Origin of the sequence: Thalassobacillus devorans (assembly GCF_011761345.1) — a bacterium.
GTDB lineage: Bacteria > Bacillota > Bacilli > Bacillales > Halobacillaceae > Thalassobacillus > Thalassobacillus devorans.
The window spans coordinates 160898-184068 of sequence record NZ_JAASRY010000004.1 but is presented as its reverse complement, the minus strand read 5'-3'; the positions used below and the strand labels follow the sequence as shown (position 1 = coordinate 184068).

The 23171-nt window shown below is 39.6% G+C and carries 29 protein-coding genes; 18 read left to right on the top strand and 11 right to left on the bottom strand.

Annotation, left to right across the window (positions count from 1 at the left end; genetic code table 11):
* Positions 1 to 399 precede the first annotated feature (399 nt).
* The 4 genes from mltG to greA all read left to right on the top strand — a co-directional run bounded on the left by mltG (position 400) and on the right by greA (position 3803).
* On the top strand, positions 400 to 1536 hold the full coding sequence (mltG, locus tag FHS45_RS14100) for an endolytic transglycosylase MltG (protein WP_062446923.1): 1137 nt from the start codon (positions 400 to 402) through the stop codon (positions 1534 to 1536).
* A 252-nt stretch (positions 1537 to 1788) separates the two neighbouring features.
* Positions 1789 to 2418 carry an O-methyltransferase gene (locus FHS45_RS14095; protein ID WP_062446920.1) on the top strand — a complete coding sequence of 210 codons (630 nt, stop codon included), beginning with the start codon at positions 1789 to 1791 and terminating at the stop codon, positions 2416 to 2418.
* 89 nt (positions 2419 to 2507) lie between these two features.
* Positions 2508 to 3143, top strand: a complete 636-nt coding sequence (udk, locus tag FHS45_RS14090) for a uridine kinase (protein WP_062446917.1) — start codon at positions 2508 to 2510, stop codon at positions 3141 to 3143.
* Positions 3144 to 3326: 183 nt separating this feature from the next.
* Positions 3327 to 3803, top strand: coding sequence for a transcription elongation factor GreA (gene greA, locus FHS45_RS14085; protein ID WP_062446915.1), 477 nt, complete (start codon positions 3327 to 3329; stop codon positions 3801 to 3803).
* 312 nt (positions 3804 to 4115) lie between these two features.
* Here greA and FHS45_RS14080 read toward each other — a convergent pair whose 3' ends face one another.
* The gene (locus FHS45_RS14080) at positions 4116 to 4367 is read right to left on the bottom strand and encodes a KTSC domain-containing protein (RefSeq protein ID WP_062446912.1); all 252 of its coding nucleotides are present in this window, start codon (positions 4365 to 4367) and stop codon (positions 4116 to 4118) included.
* Between the two features lie 282 nt (positions 4368 to 4649).
* On the opposite strand from FHS45_RS14080, the gene FHS45_RS14075 reads away from it, so the two are divergent.
* From FHS45_RS14075 to FHS45_RS14065, 3 genes are all read left to right on the top strand, one after another.
* A complete protein-coding gene (locus FHS45_RS14075) occupies positions 4650 to 5402 on the top strand; it encodes a YrrS family protein (protein ID WP_062446910.1) in 753 nt (250 codons plus the stop codon).
* A gap of 45 nt (positions 5403 to 5447) precedes the next feature.
* Positions 5448 to 6143 (top strand): 5'-methylthioadenosine/S-adenosylhomocysteine nucleosidase, encoded by a 696-nt coding sequence (gene mtnN, locus FHS45_RS14070; RefSeq protein WP_062446907.1) that lies wholly within the window; start codon positions 5448 to 5450, stop codon positions 6141 to 6143.
* An 86-nt stretch (positions 6144 to 6229) separates the two neighbouring features.
* Complete coding sequence (locus FHS45_RS14065) at positions 6230 to 6451, top strand: YrhC family protein (RefSeq protein ID WP_229717892.1); 222 nt, start codon at positions 6230 to 6232, stop codon at positions 6449 to 6451.
* 142 nt (positions 6452 to 6593) lie between these two features.
* On the opposite strand, the gene FHS45_RS14060 is transcribed toward FHS45_RS14065, so the two are convergent.
* The 9 genes from FHS45_RS14060 to sda form a co-directional block, all read right to left on the bottom strand.
* The gene (locus tag FHS45_RS14060; protein WP_166761421.1) at positions 6594 to 6740 is read right to left on the bottom strand and encodes a hypothetical protein; all 147 of its coding nucleotides are present in this window, start codon (positions 6738 to 6740) and stop codon (positions 6594 to 6596) included.
* A 49-nt stretch (positions 6741 to 6789) separates the two neighbouring features.
* Positions 6790 to 7521, bottom strand: a complete 732-nt coding sequence (gene sigK / locus FHS45_RS14055) for an RNA polymerase sporulation sigma factor SigK (protein ID WP_062446902.1) — start codon at positions 7519 to 7521, stop codon at positions 6790 to 6792.
* Positions 7522 to 7666: 145 nt separating this feature from the next.
* Positions 7667 to 8032 carry a monovalent cation/H(+) antiporter subunit G gene (gene mnhG / locus FHS45_RS14050; protein ID WP_229717895.1) on the bottom strand — a complete coding sequence of 122 codons (366 nt, stop codon included), beginning with the start codon at positions 8030 to 8032 and terminating at the stop codon, positions 7667 to 7669.
* The gene (locus FHS45_RS14045; protein ID WP_371872045.1) at positions 8028 to 8309 is read right to left on the bottom strand and encodes a Na(+)/H(+) antiporter subunit F1; all 282 of its coding nucleotides are present in this window, start codon (positions 8307 to 8309) and stop codon (positions 8028 to 8030) included. The genes mnhG and FHS45_RS14045 overlap by 5 nt, the downstream gene beginning before the upstream one ends.
* A 29-nt stretch (positions 8310 to 8338) precedes the next feature.
* Complete coding sequence (locus tag FHS45_RS14040; RefSeq protein ID WP_062446897.1) at positions 8339 to 8815, bottom strand: Na+/H+ antiporter subunit E; 477 nt, start codon at positions 8813 to 8815, stop codon at positions 8339 to 8341.
* Positions 8816 to 8820: 5 nt separating this feature from the next.
* Entirely contained in the window at positions 8821 to 10302 is a 1482-nt protein-coding gene (locus FHS45_RS14035; protein WP_062446895.1) for a Na+/H+ antiporter subunit D, read from the bottom strand.
* Positions 10295 to 10633: a Na(+)/H(+) antiporter subunit C gene (locus FHS45_RS14030; protein ID WP_062446893.1), complete on the bottom strand. Its 339-nt coding sequence runs from the start codon at positions 10631 to 10633 to the stop codon at positions 10295 to 10297. The genes FHS45_RS14035 and FHS45_RS14030 overlap by 8 nt, the downstream gene beginning before the upstream one ends.
* The gene (locus FHS45_RS14025) at positions 10633 to 12969 is read right to left on the bottom strand and encodes a Na+/H+ antiporter subunit A (RefSeq protein ID WP_062446890.1); all 2337 of its coding nucleotides are present in this window, start codon (positions 12967 to 12969) and stop codon (positions 10633 to 10635) included. The genes FHS45_RS14030 and FHS45_RS14025 overlap by 1 nt, the downstream gene beginning before the upstream one ends.
* A gap of 231 nt (positions 12970 to 13200) precedes the next feature.
* Positions 13201 to 13341, bottom strand: a complete 141-nt coding sequence (sda, locus tag FHS45_RS14020; protein WP_062446888.1) for a sporulation histidine kinase inhibitor Sda — start codon at positions 13339 to 13341, stop codon at positions 13201 to 13203.
* Between the two features lie 350 nt (positions 13342 to 13691).
* On the opposite strand from sda, the gene FHS45_RS14015 reads away from it, so the two are divergent.
* Genes FHS45_RS14015 through FHS45_RS13980 form a run of 8 tightly spaced genes read left to right on the top strand, consistent with a single transcriptional unit; the run spans position 13692 to position 18709 of the window.
* Positions 13692 to 14207 (top strand): YqeG family HAD IIIA-type phosphatase, encoded by a 516-nt coding sequence (locus FHS45_RS14015; protein WP_062446886.1) that lies wholly within the window; start codon positions 13692 to 13694, stop codon positions 14205 to 14207.
* 7 nt (positions 14208 to 14214) lie between these two features.
* Positions 14215 to 15315: a ribosome biogenesis GTPase YqeH gene (gene yqeH / locus FHS45_RS14010; protein WP_062448020.1), complete on the top strand. Its 1101-nt coding sequence runs from the start codon at positions 14215 to 14217 to the stop codon at positions 15313 to 15315.
* Between the two features lie 17 nt (positions 15316 to 15332).
* Positions 15333 to 16166: a shikimate dehydrogenase gene (gene aroE / locus FHS45_RS14005; protein ID WP_062446884.1), complete on the top strand. Its 834-nt coding sequence runs from the start codon at positions 15333 to 15335 to the stop codon at positions 16164 to 16166.
* Positions 16167 to 16169: 3 nt separating this feature from the next.
* A complete protein-coding gene (gene yhbY, locus FHS45_RS14000) occupies positions 16170 to 16460 on the top strand; it encodes a ribosome assembly RNA-binding protein YhbY (protein ID WP_062446882.1) in 291 nt (96 codons plus the stop codon).
* 15 nt (positions 16461 to 16475) lie between these two features.
* A complete protein-coding gene (locus FHS45_RS13995; protein ID WP_062446880.1) occupies positions 16476 to 17042 on the top strand; it encodes a nicotinate-nucleotide adenylyltransferase in 567 nt (188 codons plus the stop codon).
* Positions 17032 to 17610, top strand: coding sequence for a bis(5'-nucleosyl)-tetraphosphatase (symmetrical) YqeK (yqeK, locus tag FHS45_RS13990; protein ID WP_062446878.1), 579 nt, complete (start codon positions 17032 to 17034; stop codon positions 17608 to 17610). The genes FHS45_RS13995 and yqeK overlap by 11 nt, the downstream gene beginning before the upstream one ends.
* A 15-nt stretch (positions 17611 to 17625) precedes the next feature.
* Positions 17626 to 17973: a ribosome silencing factor gene (gene rsfS / locus FHS45_RS13985; RefSeq protein WP_062446876.1), complete on the top strand. Its 348-nt coding sequence runs from the start codon at positions 17626 to 17628 to the stop codon at positions 17971 to 17973.
* Positions 17942 to 18709: a class I SAM-dependent DNA methyltransferase gene (locus tag FHS45_RS13980; protein WP_243847149.1), complete on the top strand. Its 768-nt coding sequence runs from the start codon at positions 17942 to 17944 to the stop codon at positions 18707 to 18709. Before rsfS ends, FHS45_RS13980 begins: the two co-directional genes overlap by 32 nt.
* Before the next feature lie 115 nt (positions 18710 to 18824).
* On the opposite strand, the gene comER is transcribed toward FHS45_RS13980, so the two are convergent.
* Complete coding sequence (gene comER, locus FHS45_RS13975; protein ID WP_062446871.1) at positions 18825 to 19637, bottom strand: late competence protein ComER; 813 nt, start codon at positions 19635 to 19637, stop codon at positions 18825 to 18827.
* Positions 19638 to 19716: 79 nt separating this feature from the next.
* On the opposite strand from comER, the gene FHS45_RS13970 reads away from it, so the two are divergent.
* The 3 genes from FHS45_RS13970 (at position 19717) to FHS45_RS13960 (ending at position 23169) form a co-directional block, all read left to right on the top strand.
* A complete protein-coding gene (locus tag FHS45_RS13970; protein ID WP_062446868.1) occupies positions 19717 to 20292 on the top strand; it encodes a ComEA family DNA-binding protein in 576 nt (191 codons plus the stop codon).
* Between the two features lie 130 nt (positions 20293 to 20422).
* Positions 20423 to 20890 carry a ComE operon protein 2 gene (locus FHS45_RS13965; RefSeq protein ID WP_062446866.1) on the top strand — a complete coding sequence of 156 codons (468 nt, stop codon included), beginning with the start codon at positions 20423 to 20425 and terminating at the stop codon, positions 20888 to 20890.
* Entirely contained in the window at positions 20890 to 23169 is a 2280-nt protein-coding gene (locus FHS45_RS13960; RefSeq protein ID WP_062446864.1) for a DNA internalization-related competence protein ComEC/Rec2, read from the top strand. The genes FHS45_RS13965 and FHS45_RS13960 overlap by 1 nt, the downstream gene beginning before the upstream one ends.
* Positions 23170 to 23171: the final 2 nt, after the last annotated feature.

The following is a 23171-nucleotide window of genomic DNA, read 5'->3' as shown; positions in this document are numbered from 1 at the left end:
ACAGGGGCAGGCTTTTTTATTGTTAATGGCTTTGACTGACCCTTAGCCTATGTACTAACGGCGAGCCAACCGTGGATGAAAAGGGTCATTTCCCTTTTATTCTGAGGTTAGAGTGGTATCTTCAAAGAGGTAACTTTTCTGTTTATACAGGATATGAGAGACAAGACCATGTGAAATGAGACAAAGCAGTTTTTTGAGAGAGAGTGAACCAAGTATAGGCGCCATTTTTAAAGGTAAGAGAGACAATTCTGAAAAAAAGAGAGACAAATTTTGCAATAAGGGAGAACAAAAAGCTGCTTATGAGACACCACGGATGCTCATCCTCTTTTGTCACTTACCCATAGAAAATATGGCACATTTTGTAGTATAATGTACCGGATGGATGAAGGAGGATGGCCAATGTCTGATTCGAATTTTAAAGATTTACATCAGAAACAAGTGAAAAAAAGAGGAGAGGAAGCAAGTACAGTACGTAAAGTGGTTGCTATCGTTTTAACCACATTGTTAGTTGTTTTCATTGGCGCTGGAATAGCCGGTTACTTATATATTAAATCAGCGTTAGAGCCCGTGGACCCGGAAGCGGAAGAAACCACCACTGTCGAAATTCCCCTTGGTTCTTCGACTTCTCATATAGCTGGTATACTTAAAGAGAACGACTTGATTAAGAATGAGATGATTTTTCGTTTTTATACAAAATTTAAAAATGAATCCGATTTCCAGGCAGGTGAATATCAATTTGCCCAATCCATGTCAATCGACCAATTGACTGAATCATTGAAAACCGGAAAGGTAATAAGGGAACCGCTATTCCGGGTAACCGTACCCGAAGGAAGACAAATCACTCAAATAGCAGAGAGGTTTGCCGATTCAGAACATACCGATTTTACAGCAGAAGAATTTATGAAAAAAGCAGATGACCCAGAGTATTTGGAAGGTTTGATGGAACAATACCCGGAACTGTTGACCGAAGATATTAACAATAAAGATATCCGGTATCCCTTAGAAGGATACTTGTTTGCTTCTACCTATGACTTTTTTGAAGAAAATCCGAGCATTGAAGAAATTATAGAGAATATGCTGGCTCGAACCCAGGAAAATGTATTACCATATTTGCCTGAGTTGGAAGAGTTGGGTATTTCTACTGTTCATGATGCAATAACAATGGCATCGCTTATAGAGAATGAGGCTCCTACAGAAGAGGACCGAAAAAAAATCGCCGGTGTATTTTATAATCGCCTGGAAGCTGATATGCCACTACAGACAGACCCTACTGTTTTGTATGCACTAGGCAAGCATAAAGACAGAGTGCTTAACAAAGACTTAGAAGTGGATTCTCCCTACAACACCTATCAGGTAAAAGGGCTGCCAATTGGACCAATTTCGAATTTCAATAAGAATTCGTTGGAAGCAGCATTACAACCTGAAGAGTCGGATTATATGTATTTTGTGGCTAATAGTGAAGGTGAAGTCTACTATGCAGAAACATATGATGAGCATCTGGAATTAAAAAAAGAACATATCGATAGCCAACGTTAATCAAAAGGCTGTCTCATGATCGGCGGAATGTCTGGGAAGGCAAGAACATTGTTGCAGACAACGCCGCGTGAGACAGTCTTTTTTATACATTATGAAATATAAAAGTATTAATTAAGCTGAGGCTTTTATGTTGACGATCAGCCTATTTTTTCTAATGTGAATGATGATAGTGAAGAAATTTCCGGTTTATGATAAAATGTTAGGGTTGTAAATGGAGATAAATGTTATAGGTTGGTAAAGGAGTGTTGCAGAATGGATCGAACGGAAGAGTATTTAGAATCGCTGCTTCCTTCTTCCCCTTCGTGGGCGGAAGAAATGGAGAAATTCGCAAAAGATCATCAGATCCCTATTATGGAGCCGCTTGGTATTCAATACTTGATGCAATTAATCAGAGTTACACGTCCGAGGCGAATATTAGAAATAGGGGCTGCCATCGGTTATTCTGCGTTACGCATGCTGGAAGCTTACCCGATGGCAGAGATCGTTACCGTTGAAAGGGATGCGGTTCGCTTTAGTCAGGCCGAAACCAACCTTGAAAAATTAGATGAACATAACCACATTGCTTTAATGTACGGTGATGCTCTGGAATTACAGGAACAGATTTCTCAAAAAGGCCCATATGATGTGCTATTTATTGACGCTGCTAAAGGGCAGTATCAAAAATTCTTTGAAAGTTACGCCCCTATGGTAACCGAAAAAGGCATCATTGTGTCAGACAATGTATTATTCAAAGGGTTTGTGGCAGGTAGAAACGACAACCCACGTATGCAGAAAATCGGTAATAAAATAAGAAAATATAATGAATGGCTCATAGAGCATCCGGACTATCACACATCCATTATTCCAATTGGTGATGGTATAGCACTTACTGTAAAGAGGTGATAGCAAAAGGCGAATTATCCTTCAAATAGTAAGAAAGTAAACCAAGCAGTATATTTATATAACATGATGCGAAGGGAGAACCACTAAGAATGTCAGAAAGGCCAGTAGTAATAGGCGTAGCCGGGGGTACAGGTTCTGGTAAAACCAGTGTCACTCGGTCTGTTATCCAACGCTTTGCAGATAAACCATTATTAATGATTGAGCAGGATTATTATTATAAAGACCAGCACCATCTGCCAATGGAAGAACGATTAAAAACGAACTATGATCATCCGCTTGCTTTTGACAATGACTTGCTCATCGAACATTTGAAACAGTTAATACAGGAGAAACCAATTGAAAAGCCGGTATATGATTATAAAATGCATACCAGATCGGATGAAACCATTCATGTAGAACCGAGAGAAGTTATAATTGTAGAGGGAATACTTGTATTAGAAGATGAGCGACTTCGCGACTTAATGGATATTAAAGTATTTGTAGATACCGATGCTGATGTCCGCATTATCCGCCGGTTGATGAGAGACATCAAAGAAAGAGGAAGATCGATTGATTCAGTAATCGAACAGTACATCAATGTGGTACGTCCGATGCATCTGCAATTTGTAGAGCCTACAAAAAGGTATGCGGACATCATTATTCCAGAAGGCGGGCAAAATCACGTAGCAATTGACTTAATGGCTACTAAAATCAAAACTATCCTGGAAGACCGCAGCGAGAAATAATTGGTAAAAAGAGTTGAAAAGTCTTATGAAATCTGGCATAGTTTTGTTTAGTAGTTCTAGACAGATAAACTCCTCGATAAAATGAAGTATAATCAAGCCTGCGTGCATATTTTAGATGTGCCGCTCATTTTTATAATGATATTGGGGATAGGAATTAAGTTGGGATAAAGGAGTGTTTGTGATATGGCTGAAGAAAAAAGCTACTATATGACACAAGAGGGTAAAGAAAAACTAGAGAAGGAATTACATTATCTAAAGACAGAGCGCCGTCAAGAGGTAGTAGAGCGAATAAAAGTTGCTCGTGACTTCGGTGACTTGTCGGAGAACTCCGAGTATGATTCAGCTAAAGACGAGCAGGCTTTTGTGGAAGCTCGAATTGCTCAAGTTGAAAATATGATTCGTAATGCAGTAATCATCGAAAATGATAATCAAAATCCTAATATGGTCTCTTTAGGTAAATCAGTTACATTCCAGGAACTTCCTGAAGGGGATGAAGAAACTTACACGATTGTAGGAAGTGCGGAAGCCGATCCGTTTGAAGGTAAGATTTCTAATGATTCTCCAATGGCAAAGAGTCTGATTGGCCATGAAATAGGCGAACAGGTAACTGTCATGACACCTGGAGGAGAAATTGAAGTTAAAATTGTTAGTGTAGAATAGAATACTATTAAAAAATGACGGGAACCCCCCGTCATTTTTTATTGTTAATAAGAGGCATTTAGTCTTAATAGCCGCGGCAGATATTATCAATATTAAAACAAGCCTATTTAAACTTATTAGGAAAATGAAAACTTTATCCAAATTTTGAAAAGTATTACGATGAGTTAGTTGCCTGGTAATATGAAGACGTTATCTCTAATACTGGGAAGGACGATTTAAGTGAAGGATCACAAAGGGGTATCATGACAAAAATGTCATCGATTTGTCTTATGAACAGAACAGTAGCATAAGCATGCAAAGTTTTAAGAAAGATTATGGCGTCTGAACCAATAGTGAAGACGGAACCCACTCATGCCTGTATTTCGGCCATAGGAATTCCTGCAGAAATGACTCTTTTTCCGTCGAAATAATGAATTGAAAGACGATTTTCTCTTCCACACCTTTAAAATACACCGCTTTTTCGTCAAGAAAGACGATACACAATTGTTTAGCCTGGTTATCATACCCTATTTTTACAAAGCTTTCGTTTCCCCATGTTTTCGGATCAAAGTTGGTGTAGTTCATTGCATCACCTCGTCTCCAAATTTCTATTAGTTATGTTTATTAGATATTTATGGACAACTTCCTTCTTCTCTTCCAAAACTAGTCCTAAATCGACAAAAACAGCCATTTTTTTATACTTTAAGAAAGTTTAACTTTATTAATGGGTTAAAGTATAAGAAAAGACTATGGTCTTCTCCATAACTACTTGGCGACAAGCCTGGTTTTTCTAATAGTATCGTATTTATTGGTTCATCTTACGGAATCTTGTATAATATAACAAGGATAGAAGGAGGTCTATTATTTATGGTAAATAATAATAAATATACACGAAGTTCACGTCGCCAAAAAAAGAATAAAGGAAGTCGAGCAATCGTTTGGCTGGCTAGTATAGCCGCTGTCATGGTGGTACTATTGATTGCTTTCTTTATGATAAACCTGAACAATGGAGATCAAACTGCCGAGGAAGAGGGAGAGAAGTCAATAACTTTAAAGGAACAATATAAAAAAGAAAACGAAGAAAACGAGAGTACAGAGCAAGAGAATAATGATTCCGAAGCGGAGTCTGAAGACGATCAGGACAACAAGGAGAGTTCAGACGACAGTAACAATGAAGAAGAGAATTCGAATGAAAAAGAAAAGGTAAGTGAAGAAGAAGAGCAAAAAGAAAACAAAAAAGATAAAAAGGAAGAAGAAAAAGAAGAAAGTAATGAATCTGCTGAAGAAACAGTGGAAAACAGTGATAAACCTAATGTGGAAAAAGTGATTACAAAAAACTGGTCACCTGTACCTACTAAACAGGATAACCATACACGAGTTACCTTTAATGAAGGATCACAGGATTGGAATGAGATGACCGCTGCAATTGCTAAAGGAGCAGGACTGTCACAAGACGATATGATTGTTTGGTGGGTGGATGGAAACGGACCGGATGAGGCGATTGGAACAGTTACCAATAAAGATCAGACGGATAATTATCGCGTGTATGTATCCTGGATAGATGGCGAAGGATATAAGCCTACCAAAGTAGAAATCCTTCATGAAAACGATAAAAAATAAATGTTTGGGAAAGTTTAGAACAGAAAGACAGCAGGGGGAGTAGTAATGACGATTGGTATTATCGGAGCAATGGATGAAGAAGTAGAATTATTAAAAAGCAACATAGAGGAATTAAGTGAAGAAAACGTGGCAGGTGTCCACTTGATTAAAGGAAAATTACGAGGCCGTCATGTAATTGTGCTGAAATCAGGTATAGGTAAAGTAAACGCCGCCATGGCCACTACTATACTTCAAGAGCGGTACCAGCCTTCTCATGTGATCAACACCGGTTCTGCAGGAGGTTTTGCCAAACAGCTGGAAGTAGGAGATATTGTTATCTCGTCTTTAGTCACACATCATGACGTCGATGTAACGGCATTTAAATATGAATATGGACAAGTACCAGGTATGCCTGCCATGTATCCTGCAAATGAAGATTTGATAGAGAAGGCAGAAAATGCAATCCAAAAATTAAAAGTATCGTGTGCCAAGGGAATTATTGCTACAGGTGATGCATTTATGCAAGAAGCTGATCGTGTAGATTTTGTAAGAGGTAAATTTCCTGAAATGATCGCTGCTGAAATGGAAGCCGCTGCTATCGCTCAAATATGTTATAAATACGGCACACCTTTTGTGGTGATTCGGGCATTATCCGATATTGCCGGGAAAGAATCCAACATTTCATTTGATAAGTTTTTAGACACCGCTGCTGAGAATGCCGCTAATATCATTATGAATATGTTAGAAGATATACCAGAATGAACGAGCTCTAACAATAATTACCACCAAAGCCGGGCCAGCATCCATGTTACAATGAAATTCATCGGAGGTGGTCATCGGTGAAAACTATGAAACAATTAGAAACAAAAATAGAAGATTATAAACGCTTTGTCATAACGTTGATTATATTAAGCAGCTATTTTTTCGTAGGGACCATTATCAGTATGCATGTTTACCAGAATCAATTAGAAGAGTTGATGATGACCCTAACACTAATTGGTCTCACGGCTGCCTTTTACTTTACACTTAAGTTATCCGATTTCCAGCAGCGAATATCGGAAGGAGAATAAAAGCAGGTGAACGATACGTACTGTTCACCTGCTTTTTTTGTACCTTTAGAACATATAAGTTTGTTAATGATTTAAAGTAGAAGAAAAGAATAAGGCTTCCGCCAGAAGCCCTGGCGAAAGCCTTATTCTTTTCCAACACCCTTTATCTATAATGGTGGAAATAGAGCCAATAACCGCCGCCAATGATCAGTAGTAATAGTAAGAGAACAATTACCACTGAAAACCATTGGCCTCCAGGATTATAAGCCCCATACGGATAAGGCGGGTAAGGACCATAAGCGCTATACATAGGCCAATCGCCTCCTGAATTAGGTTCTTACCCTATCTTATGCCTGTTTTTAATCATTCGTTATAGTGGATGTACCCATTTTTGATCGTTCATGCTTATAAAATTCATGAAAAATTTTCATTAAAGCTCTTTTCTCGATACGAGAAACGTAACTTCTGGAAATACCTAGTTCTTTGGCGATTTCCCGCTGGGTTTTTTCTTCTTCGGCATTTAAACCATAACGTGCAATTAGTACTTCCTTCTCCCGTTCATCCAGAACAGTGATAAAGTCTTTTATCTTTTCTAATTCCATTCCTAATTGAATTTGCTCTACCACATCTACGTGTTCGGCTTTGAGTATATCAATGAGGCTTATTTCATTTCCTTCTTTATCCTGCCCGATTGGATCATGGAGGGAAACGTCTTTCTTTGTCTTTTTCAATGCTCTTAAATGCATGAGTATCTCATTTTCTATACAACGAGCGGCATAAGTAGCTAATTTGGTGCCTTTATTGGGAGAATAGCTTTCGATTCCCTTGATAAGCCCGATGGTACCAATGGAAATCAAGTCCTCCGTATCTTCCTTGGTGTTCTCAAACTTCTTTACAATATGGGCCACAAGTCTTAAATTATGCTCGATCAATAAATCTCTCGCTGCAGGATCGCCTTCTTGTAATCGTTTTAGTTGTTTAGCTTCTTCTTCTGGAGAAAGTGGATTGGGAAATGCCTGGTTTTTAACATAGGAAACGAATAGGAAAGTTTCCTTGAACAAATAGATAAGGGACCCCAGGATGCTGGACATGCTAACAGACCTCCTCCAGTATTGGGCTTTAACCTATAAGTTACCTTATGTAACAAATGGAGGAATTGTGTCTGTCCCGATAAAGAAATAACAATGAAAATAATAAAAGCCCTGCCATACCTCGTATGACAGGGCTTCTTTCCAATCAGTTGTCTATTGATTTGCGCTTTTCTTTTACTACATCAGCATAATCATCTCTTACACTTTTGTCCCAAAGTTTAACACCGTTATGATAACCAGCTCTGGAAATCATATGCCCGGAGACAGGGGCGGTCATAAACACAAAAATAGTGCCTAATATTAATTTTCCGCTTATAATCCCATGTTCGATGAACAAAAATAGAAATGCACCAATCATGATACCAGCAACACCAAGGGTAGCCCCTTTGGTGACGGCATGCAGCCGCGTATAGACATCCGGAAACCTTAAGATACCTACCGAGCTTGAGAAGATGAAGAAGGTGCCAATCAAAAGGGATAGGATGATGAATAAATCGATTATTATACTAATCAATGTCCCGCTCAATGATAACACCCTTTTCTAAGAATTTGGCGATAGCGATGGTTCCAATGAACAACAATATACCGATCAGTAATACGACGTCATTCAATTGAGTAGTAACCAGTAGTATAGCCATAAGCCCCGCTAAGGCCATCAAGTTTATTCCGATGCTGTCGAGCGCAACTGCCCGGTCGGGATTGGTCGGTCCTACGATAGCACGATACATCAACATAATAACAGAAATGGAAATGATGATGATGCACAGCATCGCAATCGCAGAAATCATCGATTGCGTAACGTTATATAACTGCTCCATCATCTGGTCACCTCCATGATTGCTTTTTCGAATGATTCTTTAATATCATTGATCGACTTAACTACGTCCGGGATATCCATTGCGTGAATGTAGATTTTGGAATAGTCTTCACTGACTGCGATGGAGAGAGTTCCAGGAGTCAGAGAAATCAAGTTCGCTAACATGGTAATTTCCCAATTGCTTTTTAATTCAGTAGGCAATGCAAAAATACCTGGTTGTACGTCTAGTTTAGGCTTATAAACCAGTTTTACAATATCAATGTTAGAGAGGATTAGCTCCTTATTAAACAGCAATAGCAGCTTGATTACTTTCAACACACGGTTTAAATAAAATGCATCCGGTATAAACCGTCGTAATACATAAAGTAGAATTATCCCAATTATATAACCTACGAGAAAAGTGGTGAATGTATAGCTTTCGCTTAAGAACATCCACATTAACGCTATGACAATGTTAATGACAATTTGAAAGTTCATGATCACTACTCCTTCAGCACAGAATCAATATAGAGTTCTGGCGCCATCAGGTACTCAGCAATAGATTGAATTGCAGGGTAGAACCATTCTGCTCCTACACCAAGTGTAACGGACAATGCCAGTAATCCGGCAATCGGCCATACATACCCATCAGCCGCACGTTTGTTAACTGTTATCTCTTCGTTTTTCTCTCCCCAGAATGCTCCGATGAATATGCGTATCATGGAAAAGAGGATGAGCAGGCTGGTCACTAAGGTGACGATGACTATGATGACCTCTTCTTCAGCAAGGCCACCTTGAAGCAGCAATAATTTCCCGATAAATCCGCTGAACGGAGGTATACCGGCCAGCACGAGGGAAGCAAGGAAAAACATCCAGCCGAGAAACGGATAATGATGAATCATCCCACCCATTTTTCTCAAATCTGAAGTACCTGCCAAATGAGCAAGTGCTCCTACTAAGAGGAAGAGTGCTCCTTTGATAATCATATCATGGACCAGGTAATAAACGGTGCCGCTTATTGCTGTTTCTGTGAAAATACCAATTCCCATCAACATAAAGCCAACGGCAGGAATGATATTATAAGCTACAATCAGTTTCACATTATGGGTAGATAAAGCGCCGATTACTCCAAAAATCATTGTCAAACCTGCAAGCCAGAGGAACAAGTTATGAGTCAAACCTGGCTCGTGAGTGAAAATCAATGTAAATACTCTTAAAATAGAGTAGATCCCTACTTTAGTCAGTAATGCTCCAAACAAAGCGGAGACTACTGGATTCGGAACAGAGTAGGAGTTAGGCAGCCAGTAATATAATGGAAAGACAGCTGCTTTTGTTGCGAATACAAAAAACAACAGAACAGCAATAGTCGTCAGGATCCCCTGCTGCTCAACTTCTTGTACTCGTTCAGCAATTTGTGCCATGTTAACTGTTCCTACCACCGCATAAATAAAGGCAATTGCTGTTACAAACAGCATGGAAGAAAATAAGTTCAGTAAAAGGTATTTGATGGACTCTCTAAGCTGTGCCTTGCCTCCTCCCAACACAATTAATGCATAAGACGCCATCAATAATACTTCAAAAAATACGAAGAGGTTGAATAGATCTCCGGTAAGAAAAGCACCACTGACTCCGGAAATAAGCCAAAAGAAGAAAGCATAGAAATAGAAGCCTTCTTGCTTGTCGGATAATGATTTCGGTGCGAAAAATGCAGCAGCGATTGCAACCAGATTGGTAGTTAACACCAATGTTACAGCCAACAGGTCACCCACAATTATAATTCCAAATGGTGCTTTCCAAGCACCCATTTCTAAGATAAGTGTGCCATTTTGCTGTACATGGAAAAAAATGTAGATGGCGACAGCCAGGTTGAGAATACTAAGCAATTTCGCTGAGCCTCTGGCTAAGGGTAGTTTTTTTGCTATGAATGCTAACCACATTCCCGCTAATAATGGTATGAGGATTGGTAGTATCGCTAAGTTACTCATAATCGTTGCCCCTTAATTCTTCAATATTATCCGTTCCGTTCACTTCAGAGGCCCGATAGGCTAAAACCACAAGAAAACTGGTTACCCCGAAGCTGATCACGATGGATGTCAGGATTAACGCCTGTGGCAAAGGATCAGTATATTGTTCGATTCCTTCCACCAGAATTGGAGGAGCGCCTCCTTTTAATCCTCCCATTGCCAAAATGAACAAGTGAGCGCCATGAGATATTAGCGCTGTCCCGATTGCAATTCGCAATAATTGTTTTTGAAGGAGGTTGTATACGCCTGTTGTAAATAGTAGACCTGCCAGGATGGCCATGATGATCTCCATTATGCATCCTCCTCCTTATTGCTTCGTAATTTAACCATGCCATAGATGCCGAGTGCCGCAATGCCAAGAACAGCTATTTCGAATAAAGTATCGAGCCCACGCATATCGACCAGTATGACATTGACGATATTATCTCCGCCGCCCAGCTTGTATGAATTTTCCACAAAGTAACTGGAAATTGAATCAAACCATTTACTGCTATGGGCGGAAATAGCTACAAGGGTCATTAATGCACCAAATCCAATAGAAATAATAAGATTCAATGCCTTAGTGCTCCAAGCTTGTTTTCTCATTTTTAGCTGAGGAAGATGGTTGAACACCATCAGGAATAAGGCGACAGTGACTGTTTCTACAATCAGCTGGGTTAATGCCAAATCCGGGGCGCGATAGATGACGAACAGGATGGCCAGTCCATACCCGACGACACCTAAAATGATAATCGCTGCAACTCGGTTTTTAGCTAAAATAGTACCCACTGCTGCAACAGCCATCATGATGGCAACGAGTATTTCTGCAAGTGTGATTTCGGCACTATACGCCATATTGAATTCAAATCCAGTAGTAGCAGCCATAAAACCAAAGGTAATAATCAAAATTGCGCCCAATATGAGACGGAAATACCGTCCTAACGAACCATTCATATATGTTTTAGTTATACGTTCTGAGTAAGTTTCCGCCCGTTTAACAGAACCATCATATACTTTATTCATACTTAAAGGACCAGGGATAAACCGGTAAATAGCTTCCCACTTCGTACGAGTCAGCACTAGAATTGTCCCAAAAGCAAGGACTGCAATTGACATGATCAAAGGCAGGTTGATTCCATGCCAGAAGTAGATGTGTTTATCAATTTCTCCTCCATATATTGAAGCGGCTGCATGACTGATAAACGGCTTATTAATTAGTTCAGGGAAAAGACCAATGATGATTACCCCGGCTACTAATACGGCAGGGGATATAAGCATGCCTATTGGTGCTTCATGTGGTTTTTTCGGTAACTCAGAAATTTGGGCTTTTCCTCGAAATGTGCCGAAGAAAAAGTACATGGAATAGACAAATGTAAAGATGCTTCCAAAAACTGCAAGGTATGGCAGTGCTTGTTGCATGAAGCCTGCCAAGGCATTACTTGTAGATTCTAAATCCAAGGTAGCATCGAAAAACATCTCTTTACTATAAAAACCATTTAAGAATGGAAGCGGGAAACCAGCCATGGAAAACGTCGCTAATATTGCAAGCGTCGCGGTGATAGGCATGAACGTCATTAATCCGCCAAGCTTTCGAATGTCACGGGACCCTGTCTCATGATCGACAATCCCAGCAACCATAAACAAGCTTCCCTTAAATGTAGCATGATTCAAAATATGAAATACTGCTGCGAAAATAGCGACCTTTGTGCCAAATCCCAGCATCGCCATAATCATACCCAACTGACTGATCGTCGAGAAAGCAAGAATCCCTTTAAGGTCTGTCTGACGGACTGCCATGTAGGAAGCCCACATTAATGTGATGATTCCAAACCCGCTTACAATGACGAAGAACCATTCGGAGTCAGCAAAAATCGGAATATTACGAGCAACCAAATAGATACCTGCTTTAACCATGGTAGCAGAATGGAGATAGGCACTGACAGGTGTCGGTGCTTCCATCGCGTCAGGCAGCCAGATATGGAAAGGGAATTGGGCAGATTTAGTAAACGCCCCTAACAATAACAAACCCATGATAAGAGGAAAGAATTCATGGTTCAAGATAATACTTTTTTCTGTGATCATTTGCTGGATGCTCGCTGTATTAGTAATGACAGACATGAAAACAAGAGCACCTAACATACTTAAACCACCGAAGACGGTGATAAGCATAGACTTTAATGCTCCATATCGTGATCCTCTCCGGTGATTCCAATAACCAATCAACAAGAAAGAAGAAAGGGAAGTGAACTCCCAGAAACTGTATAAAACAAATACGTTGTCAGAAAGCACCACGCCAAGCATAGAACCCATAAAAATAAGGAAATATACATAAAAATTGCCCAGTTGTTCGGACTTATGCAAGTAATAAATGGAATAAAAAGCGACCAGGGTACCTATTCCGCTGATCAATAAGACGAATAATAAACTTAAGCCATCTAAATAGAAATTCATATTCATATCTAAGGACGGAATCCAGGAATAACTTCTAGTTTCCGGCTGGAACCCTGTACCAAGGAATTGTATGAAGTAGATGAATATAACTAGAGGGACTAGCGTAACAAAAATCCCTGTATGTATCCTATCTTTCCATTTAGCTAAGAATGGGATGAAGATGGATGCTAGAAATGGTAGTAATACTGCAAACAACATCAAGCTGTTCCTCCTCTGAATAATATAAAGAAAGTCTCCTGCAGACTGTTCATAACAAACATAGTCACTCAATTGTAATCAAAAAACACTAGATTATTCAACTAAATGTAACTAAATCTTATTCTTTTGTTAGTGTGTCCTAAAATGTTATTAAATAAGAAGAAACACGGCGTATATGTAAAAAAATAAAAACGCACTTTATATGGAAAAGTGCGTTAGTCGTTAACTGTATTAACTTGTTTTTTTTATGGAAGGTTGTATGGATCTTTTATGTAATTCTTCTTCAATCAGTTGAATGAATTCTTTGCTTAAATTTAATTCCAAGGCTTTTTGATAGGATTCGATTAACAATTTGTCTGTTAAATGTTCCATAAACCGCCACAGATACTGTGACGTTCACCTCCAATCAGGTGTTTTCTTTCTCCAAACCGTTCATTTATCAATTGTGTATCCCAACTTTACCATGAAAATTACCCCCATACAACAGAGCAGTTATCTACATGCTGGTGTAGATAACTTGTGCATAAATTGGTATTTTCTGTGGGATTTGTTGTCAAAGTTATGTGGAAAATGTGTACAAACTTATCCACAAGTGAAAATATAGCGTAATTTGTCGAACGATTTTTGTGATAATACGATTTACTTTGAAACATGCGATGAATTTGTATATGATGGTTAAGGAGTAAAATGGCACGGGTAAATAGTAAATGAGGTGACAAGAATTGCTCAATAAATTTTTACCAAATGAACATGTTGACAATGTATTTGATATCAGACCAGAAGAACTGAAGGCTAAAGGGATAAAAGGGATCATCACGGACTTGGATAATACTCTTGTGGCTTGGGACGTTAAAGAAGCTACACCGGAAATAGTCCAGTGGTTTAAGGTAATGAATGAACATGGAATCAAGGTTACGATAACTTCTAATAATAAGCAGGAACGCGTGCGAGTATTTTCTCAACCATTGGATACCAGTTTCATTTATAGTGCAAGAAAGCCTTTATCCTATGCTTTTAAAAAGGCCCAAAAGCAAATGGAATTGAAGAAAGGTGAAATAGTGGTCGTGGGAGACCAGCTGCTTACAGATGTACTTGGGGGTAATTTTGCAGGTTTCCATACCATATTAGTGGTTCCAATCGTAGAAACAGACGGTTTTTTCACACGTTTCAATCGGAAAATTGAACGAAGAATCCTGAAGTGGATGAGAAGAAAAGGCAAAATTACATGGGAGGAATAATAAAGTGATGACATCTATAGTTTGCCAGGGGTGTGGCGTAACAATCCAAACAGAAAATCCTGATGCACCTGGTTTTGCTCCCAGCTCGGCATTAGAACGTGAAGATATAATTTGTAAACGATGTTTCAGGCTGAAAAATTATAATGAAGTTCAGGATGTACCTTATCAGGATGATGATTTTCTTGAAATGCTAAATCAGATTTCTGAGACAGACAGCCTGATCGTTAATTTAATTGATATCTTTGATTTTAATGGAAGCTTTATTCCTGGTCTTGCGCGATTGACCGGAAATAATCCTATAATATTGGCTGGAAATAAAATGGATGTTCTTCCGAAGTCAGTCAATCCCAATAAAGTAAAAGATTGGCTGCGAAAGTCTGCTAAGGACTTGGGGATGAAAGTGGAAGATGTATTTTTGATCTCTGCTGCCAAAGGTCACGGTATAGAAGATTTATCAGCAGCTATTGAGAAAATGAGAAAGGATAGAGATGTCTATATTGTTGGTACGACTAATGTTGGTAAATCTACCTTTATCAATCGGCTGATCAATCGTACCAACGGGGTGAAAGATGCAATTACCACTTCTTACTTCCCTGGCACAACCCTTGGGTTTATCGATATTCCGCTGGATGAAACTTCTTCCCTATTTGATACACCTGGTGTGATCCACCGGCACCAGATTGCACATTGTGTCTCTGACAGGGATTTGAAGTTAATCACGCCAAAAAAAGAGATAAAGCCGATGGTTTTCCAGCTTAATACAAAGCAGACCTTATTTCTCGGTGGCTTAGTCCGACTTGATTTTGAAGAAGGAGATAGAAGCTCGTTCATATGTTATGTCTCTAATGATTTGCCGATTCACCGGACCAAATTAGAAAAAGCGGAGGATCTGTATAGAAATCATTTAGGAGAGTTGTTATCTCCTCCAGATAAGATTACTATGAAGCAATTGCCAGAAATGAAGACGACATCTTTTCGTATTAGCGAAAATAAAACAGACATCGTCGTTTCTGGACTTGGCTGGATTACTGTTCCAGAGGGGTCAGTCTCGGTGACCGTCCATGCTCCAGAAGGAGTAAAGGTTTCTTTAAGAGAATCATTAATATAGACAGGGGGCGTTAGAGGATGAAGTTAGGTTTAATAGGGAATCCAATCAAGCATTCCTTATCACCATGGATCCATACTCGTTTACTGAATCAGGCAAACATAGCCGGGTCATATGAGTTGTATGAAATGGAACCAGGAAGTTTTAACGAGCAGATAAGCTATTTGAGAAAAGAAGGACTGGACGGCTTCAATGTCACCGTGCCTTTTAAACAAAAAATTATGACGGCATTAGATGACATTGACGAACAAGCAAGATTGCTCGGGGCAGTAAATACGGTTAAAAACCTCGATGGTAAATGGATAGGTTATAATACCGATGGAAAAGGTTTTCTTCATTCTTTACGAGCCAAATACCCTGAGCTTTCTGATAAGAATATCAAAGCGCTGATCATTGGTGCAGGTGGGGCTGCCAAGGGGATTTATCATACGCTTAAGAATGAGACGACTGGCCATATTGATATAGCAAACCGCACCTCCGAACGTGCTAAAGAGATGATGGAGGCTGGAGCTGAGAGGGAGAACGTGCGTATCCTTACACTCCAGGAAGCGGAAAGTAGAATCGCTGACTATGATTTAATTATCCAGACTACTACGGTTGGTATGAAACCAAATGTAGATCAGCAGATTATTTCTTTGAGAAATATAAGTGAAGGTACAATAGTCAGTGATATCGTATACCAGCCTCTTATGACTTCATTTTTAAAAGAAGCACAAGCTAAAGGTGCAAGGATACATCAGGGCCATGAAATGCTTCTCTATCAGGCGGTATATGCTTTTGAAATCTGGACAGGAATCTCAGTGGAAGAAAGCCGGCTTCTGAAGGAGCTGGAAGAACAATTGAAAGGAGCATAATCAATGCTTACAGGAAAACAAAAACGATATTTACGCTCACAAGCACATCATCTGAATCCTATTTTTCAAGTAGGGAAAACCGGAGTAAATGAAAATATGATTGCTCAAATCGATGATGCCCTTGAAAAAAGAGAACTAATAAAAGTAAGCGTTCTCCAAAACTGCATGGAGGATAAAAATGAAGTGGCAGAAGAGCTTGTGGAAGGAACCGGAGCTCAATTAGTCCAAATTATCGGTAATACCATCGTATTGTATAAAGAATCAGAGGAAAACAAAGAAATTGTTCTTCCTTGATAAGGGGAGATGGCTATGAAACGTGTTGGAATCCTGGGTGGTACCTTTGATCCACCGCATATCGGTCACCTTATCATAGCGGAAGAAGTATATCATCAGCTTGATTTAGATGAAGTATGGTTTTTGCCTTCCAATCAACCACCGCATAAGTCAGGTGCCACAGTAGATAATCAAAACCGTTTGGAAATGGTAAAGGCCGCTATAGCTGGCAACCCTCATTTTTCCGTGAGTGATATAGAATTGCAGAGAGAGGGTAAATCCTATACCTATGATACGATTAAACAACTGAAGCAGCTGAATCCTGATATTGAATTTTACTTTATCATCGGGGGAGATATGGTTGAGTATCTGCCAAAATGGCATGAAATCAAAAAACTGATGGAAATGACGCAATTCGTTGGAGTGAAACGAAGCGGTTATCAATTGAACAGTCCTTACCCTGTAGAAGAAGTGGAGATGCCAATAATAGAAGTATCATCCACGATGATCAGAAAGCGGTTGGGGCAGGGACGGGAAATCCGGTATTTAACCGCGGATGGGGTAATTGATTATATAAAGGAGCATCAACTATATGAAGCTTGACCGTGATAGGGCAATTGAACTTGTCAGAGCAAGCTTAAAACAAGAGCGCTATGAACATACCTTGCGCGTAACCGATACAGCATTGGAGCTTGCTGCTTCATATGGAGCAGACCAAAAGAAAACAGAACTTGCCGCTATTTTGCATGACTACGCAAAATATAGGGACAAGGACGAAATGCGGCGATGGATTAATACGGAATCAAGACTACCTAAGGACCTCCTGGACTATCATCATGAGTTATGGCATGGCCCCGTGGGGGCAGTGCTGCTTCATAAGGAAGCTGGGCTTGAGGATGGAGAGGTTGCTTCTGCAATTGCATGCCATACCACTGGTAAAGCGAACATGAACACGCTGGAGAAAGTGATTTTCTTAGCAGATTACATCGAGCCAGGCCGTAAGTTTCCTGGTGTAGAAGAGGTAAGGAAGACAGCGGAAGAAGATTTGGATAAAGCTTGCCTGCAGGCAGCACAAAATACGATTTTTTTCTTAATGTCCAAAGGTCAAAAGGTTTATCCGGATACTCTGCATAACTACAATGATTTATTACAATTAATTAAACAAAAATAAAATGGAGGCTTGGATATGGATAGTAAAGAAATGATGAAACTTGCTGCCAGGGCTTGCGATGATAAAAGAGCGGAGGACATCGTAGTTTTGGATATGTCCGAAGTATCGTTAATTGCAGATTATTTCCTGATTTGTGAAGGTTCCAATGAACGTCAAGTACAGGCTATAGCCAGGGAAGTAAAAGAGAAGGCTGAAGAAAGCGGCTTGTCGGTGACGCGTATGGAAGGTTTCGAGCAAGCCCGCTGGATTCTTGTTGACTTAAATGGAGTAATTTGTCATATCTTTCATAAAGATGAGCGGAACTATTATAATTTAGAGCGGCTATGGGGAGATGCTCCAACCGTTGCGATCGAAAGTGTCTGATCGTATGACTTATGGGGAAATGGCAGCGGTGTACGACGCGCTGATGAAAGATGTTCCCTATGAAGAATGGGTGTCATTTACTTTAGATTACTCCTCTGGACACAAGATATTGGATATGGGCTGTGGTACAGGGGAGATTGCAATTCGGCTTGCTGATAAAGGATGCCAGATTACTGGTGTAGACTTTTCAGAGGATATGTTGGCAATAGCCCATGACAAAGCACATTCATCAGCCGATATTCAATGGCTGAAACAGGATATACGTCAGCTAGAAGGATTAGAAAACTTTGATACGGTCATCAGTTTTTTTGATGTCCTTAATTATATAACCTCTTTGGAAGAGCTGCGAACAGTTTTTCAGCAAACTCATTCTGTACTTAAGCCTGGTGGCACTTTTCTTTTTGATGTACACTCCCTTTATCATCTAAAAGAAAATATGGGAGGCCAGACATTTGCTGAAGTATATGATGACATCACTTATATCTGGTTTTGTGAACCTGGGGAAGAGCCAGATACCTTTAATCACGACCTGACATTTTTCGTGCAAAATTCTCGTGGAGAATATTCCCGCTTCGATGAATATCATACGCAGCGTGGCTACACGATCGAAGTGTTAAAAGAAGAATTGCATCGTACAGGCTTTGAAATTAAAGGTATTGCTGCTGATTTGGAGCGGAAGCCAGTACTTCATGATACCGATGGGGATCGTATATTTTTTATTTGCACACGAAAATAAATCACAGGAGCATATCCATGCCTCCTGTGATTTTTGAATACTTGGAAATGACAAGCCAAGTTTTTCTACTTAATTGTATTCTTTTTATTAAAGTTCATGTAAAATATAGAAAGAATCATGGCTCCCTTAACCTTTTTTTATCTTCCTTATGTTTTTTTTGCGTGGCGTGAAACATCTTCTCGAATAACTCTCCAATATGCTGCTCCAGCATGATTAACCCTTCTCCTGTAACCCCGCCTTTTACACTTACTTTTTCTCTCAAAGTATTCAACGTATAGTGATTTTCTTCCAGTAACTTCCCATATCCAATTAACATCTCTGTAGTCAGTTCCGTTGCCGTTTCTTCTGGAAGATCCGCTACCTCTTCCGCTGCTTTGATCCATCGTTCCATTAGAAAACTTATAAAAGCTGGCCCACACGAAACTATATCTGAACAGACTCGGATATAGTCTTCCTCGATTTCTATAGGTCTGGATATGAATTTAAACGTTTGCTTCAATAGCGCTTTTAATTCTGGTCTCACAGATTCACTGAAACTGAACAAAGTCGCCCCTGAAAAAGCACGATTGGTAATGGAAGGTACAATTCTTGCTACCTGGCATGGCAGAGATTTTTCTAATTCTTCAATTCCGACCGGACTCGTAATGGATACAACGCATTGCTCTTTCCTGACATACCCATTTATATCCTTAAATAGTGCTTTCATGTCATGTGGTTTAACACAAAGCAGGATAATATCTGCCTGGTCGACTAATTCTGCCAATTCTTTTATTATGACCAGACCAGGATGCCTTTGTTTAAGTTCATAAGCTTTGGTCAATGTGCGGTTCGTTACTATCATTTCCTCTGCATCTATCGAGCCGCTTTCAATAAGGGATTCGATAACAATACTCCCCATATTTCCAGTCCCTATCACTCCCCAAATCATGTAATACCTCCTTTGAGTTAGCTTATGTTTTATCTATATGAACTTTGCCCGGATTATAGGAAAGGATGTGTTTGATTATATGTATTGGATTAAGAAATATGCCTGGGTCGTCTTAGTCGCAGTGGTTGTTTTATGGTTTATGCTTGGAAATAGTCAAGGAGGTGAAAATAAAACAGAAGGCTTAATAGACATTGATGAGACTAAAGCAGCTATGACGGTTGAGAAGACTGGCAATGAAGGGAAACTCATGGTGGATATCAAAGGAGAAGTTGCAAAACCAGGCATATATGAATTGGAAGAAGGCAGTCGTGTACATGATGCAGTAACGGCGGCGGGAGGGATGACACCAGAAGCTGACCCTGCTTCTGTTAATTTAGCTCAGAGCGTCAGTGACGAAATGATGATTATCGTCAATGGCATGGTAAGTGATGATTCCGAAGGAGCGCAGTTTGCTGAAAATAGTAAAATTCGAATTAATTATGCAGATATAACAGAAATTCAAACCTTAAATGGGATAGGTGAGTCGAAAGCGAAGGCAATCGTCCAGCATAGAGAGGATAATGGACTTTTTCAGACAGTAGAGGATCTATTGGAAGTGAGTGGGATAGGTGAAAAGACATTAGAAAATATTAAAGACTCCATTCAAATTCCGTAGTACGTTGACGGGGAAAACACAGAAATGTAAAATTATTTTAAACCATTGCTCTGTAGGTGAAGGAAATGGAACGCCATAACAGGAGCTCACTTAGCAGCGCATAATAACAATAAAAGGGGACCTTTACATAATGGAACGCATTTCCTGGGATCAATATTTCATGGCTCAAAGTCACTTGTTGAAAATGAGAAGCACGTGTGAGAGGTTAGCGGTAGGAGCAACAATTGTCAGAGACAAACGAATGATAGCTGGCGGTTATAATGGCAGCGTATCAGGTGGGGTACATTGTGTCGATGAAGGCTGTTATGTTATAGATGGCCATTGTGTTCGTACCATACACGCTGAAATGAACGCTTTATTGCAGTGTGCCAAATTTGGGGTCGCTACAGAAGGCGCTGAAATATACGTCACCCATTTTCCTTGCCTTCATTGTTGTAAAGCGATTATCCAGGCTGGTATTAAAGCAGTATATTACCATGCTGATTATAGAAACCACCCTTATGCAATCGAGTTGTTCCAGGACGCGGGTGTAAGAACAGAGAAAGTAGAACTGAAAGAGTGGCCGCTTGATCCGTTGGCGGATAAAAAAGAAGTATAATGCGGGGGCATTGGCACCTTTTTGCAGGTGCCTTTCTGCTGGGAGGATTGACTTTTTCTCATCAGAGAGATACCTCTATCATCTATTTGGTCCTTTTGTTAGGGTGGCTGTTGTACATTTTTCCAAGAAAGCGGCTAATCGTCCTTATGATTGCAGCATTTGTAAGCGGCGGCTTGTTTACCTCAAATGATTATACAAATCCCCCTCCAATAGCTGACACCACTCTAAACGGAAAATTAGTCAGCGCACCCAAAGTGACAGACAATAAAACTGAAGTTATCATGAAAGTACAAGACACGAGCCACAAAATATTACTAACTGCTTTTAAAGAACATACCTCTTCTTCCACGCCTCCTTCCTACACCGAAAACTGGAAATATGGAGCGGTATGCCAAATAAATGCTCCAACCTCTTTTCCGCCCGCCGCTACAAATCCTGGAGAATTTGATTACCGTACTTATTTACTCCAGCAAGGAATTATTTCACAAATAATTATTACTGAGGAAACTGAAATAGATTGTTCAGGGCACTCATGGTTAGCACTTTTGGATGCACAGCGGAATAAGCTGCTGAACGAGTATGAAACCAAGCTTTCTCCGGAGATATCTCCCTGGCTGAAGGCATTGATATTTGGGGAGACAGGTGATCTTGAGAAATCAACTATTCAACTGTTTCAAAGGTGGAACCTCTCTCATCTACTGGCAATTTCAGGACTTCATGTCGGTCTGATCATCGGATTCATTCTTTATGTATTAACCCGGTCTGGAATTATTACTACAGAAAAAAGTTACTGGCTGCTTTTTACTTTACTCCCTCTCTATGCTTTTTTTGCTGGTGGGGCGCCTTCTGTACTTAGGGCTGTTGCTATGGCAATGCTTGGAATGCTTGTGATTAAATTTTCAGCTAAGATTACTGGTACAGATATTTTAAGCATTCTATTATTATGCTTTTTTCTTATAAACCCCTCTTTCTTAAATCAGCTAGGCTTTCAATTTTCCTTCCTGGTCACCTTTTCATTGTTATTTTCTTTTAAGTGGTTTAAAAGCACACCTTCCAAATTGGTGTTATTAATGCATATAAGCTTATTAAGTCAATTGATCCTTCTCCCTCTTCAACTCGTTCATTTCTTTCAGTTTAATCCTTTATCCGTATTTGCCAACCTGATATTTGTCCCTTATTTTACTATTATTGTCATTCCGATGATGTTGCTTTTGAGCATCCTTACCATCATATTCCCAGCTATTGCTGTCAGTATCTCGGAGCTTTTCCTATATTTACATCATTTCTCGCTGGAAGGGCTTCGCTATATGGATATACATTTATATTACCCCTGGGTTATCGGAAAGATTACTCCTTTATATAGCGTGGTATATTATATTTTTCTGATTCTTATGTTAGCAAGCCTGGAGACGGGAAAGAAAAGGAGAGCTTTCTTATCAGCTGTCCTGGCTGTGGTTATATTGATGCTGTTTTCAATAAAGCCTTATCTTAGTAAAGAAGGAACCGTAAGTATGCTGGATATTGGGCAAGGGGATAGTATTGTCATTGAGCTTCCTTACCGTAAAGGTGTTTTCATCATTGACGCAGCAGGTGCTTCTCACTTTTCAGCAAATCAGGAAAGGGTAGCTGACAATATAATAATACCTTTTCTCCACTCAAAAGGGATCAGCAAAGTGGATGCAGTTTTTTTAAGCCATGAAGATTCTGATCATATCGGAAGTGTTCCTTTTTTATTCGATGACCTTCAAATAGATAAACTTTTAGTCAGCCCTTATTTTCAGTTTCCAGATGCTTTACAAACTCAAGTATTGGAGCACAATATTCCGGTCTTACGTTTAAAAAGAAATGAGGTTATTTCATTAAGTGGACAGGTTTTTAAGGTGTTGAACCCTGAAAAAAATTATAATGATGCCAATGATAATTCTTTGGTATTATTCACGACATTTGGAGGATGGAGTTGGCTGTTTACGGGAGATATTTCTGACAAAGTGGAAAGGGATTTAATGAAGGTTTTTCCGGACTTAAGGGCTGATGTACTAAAGGCTTCGCATCACGGAAGTAATACGTCTAGTTCGGAGCCTTTCCTTACTGCCTTGAAAGGAAAAGTAGCACTGATATCAGCGGGGAAAAACAATCGTTATGGTCATCCTCATAAAGAAATATTGGAAAGGTTGGAGGCATTAGGTATGACCGCGTTAAGGACGGATGTACATGGAGCGGTACAATTTGTATTTGAGGAAGCAAAAGGGAATTTTTATATCTTTAATGTAGACCATTAAAG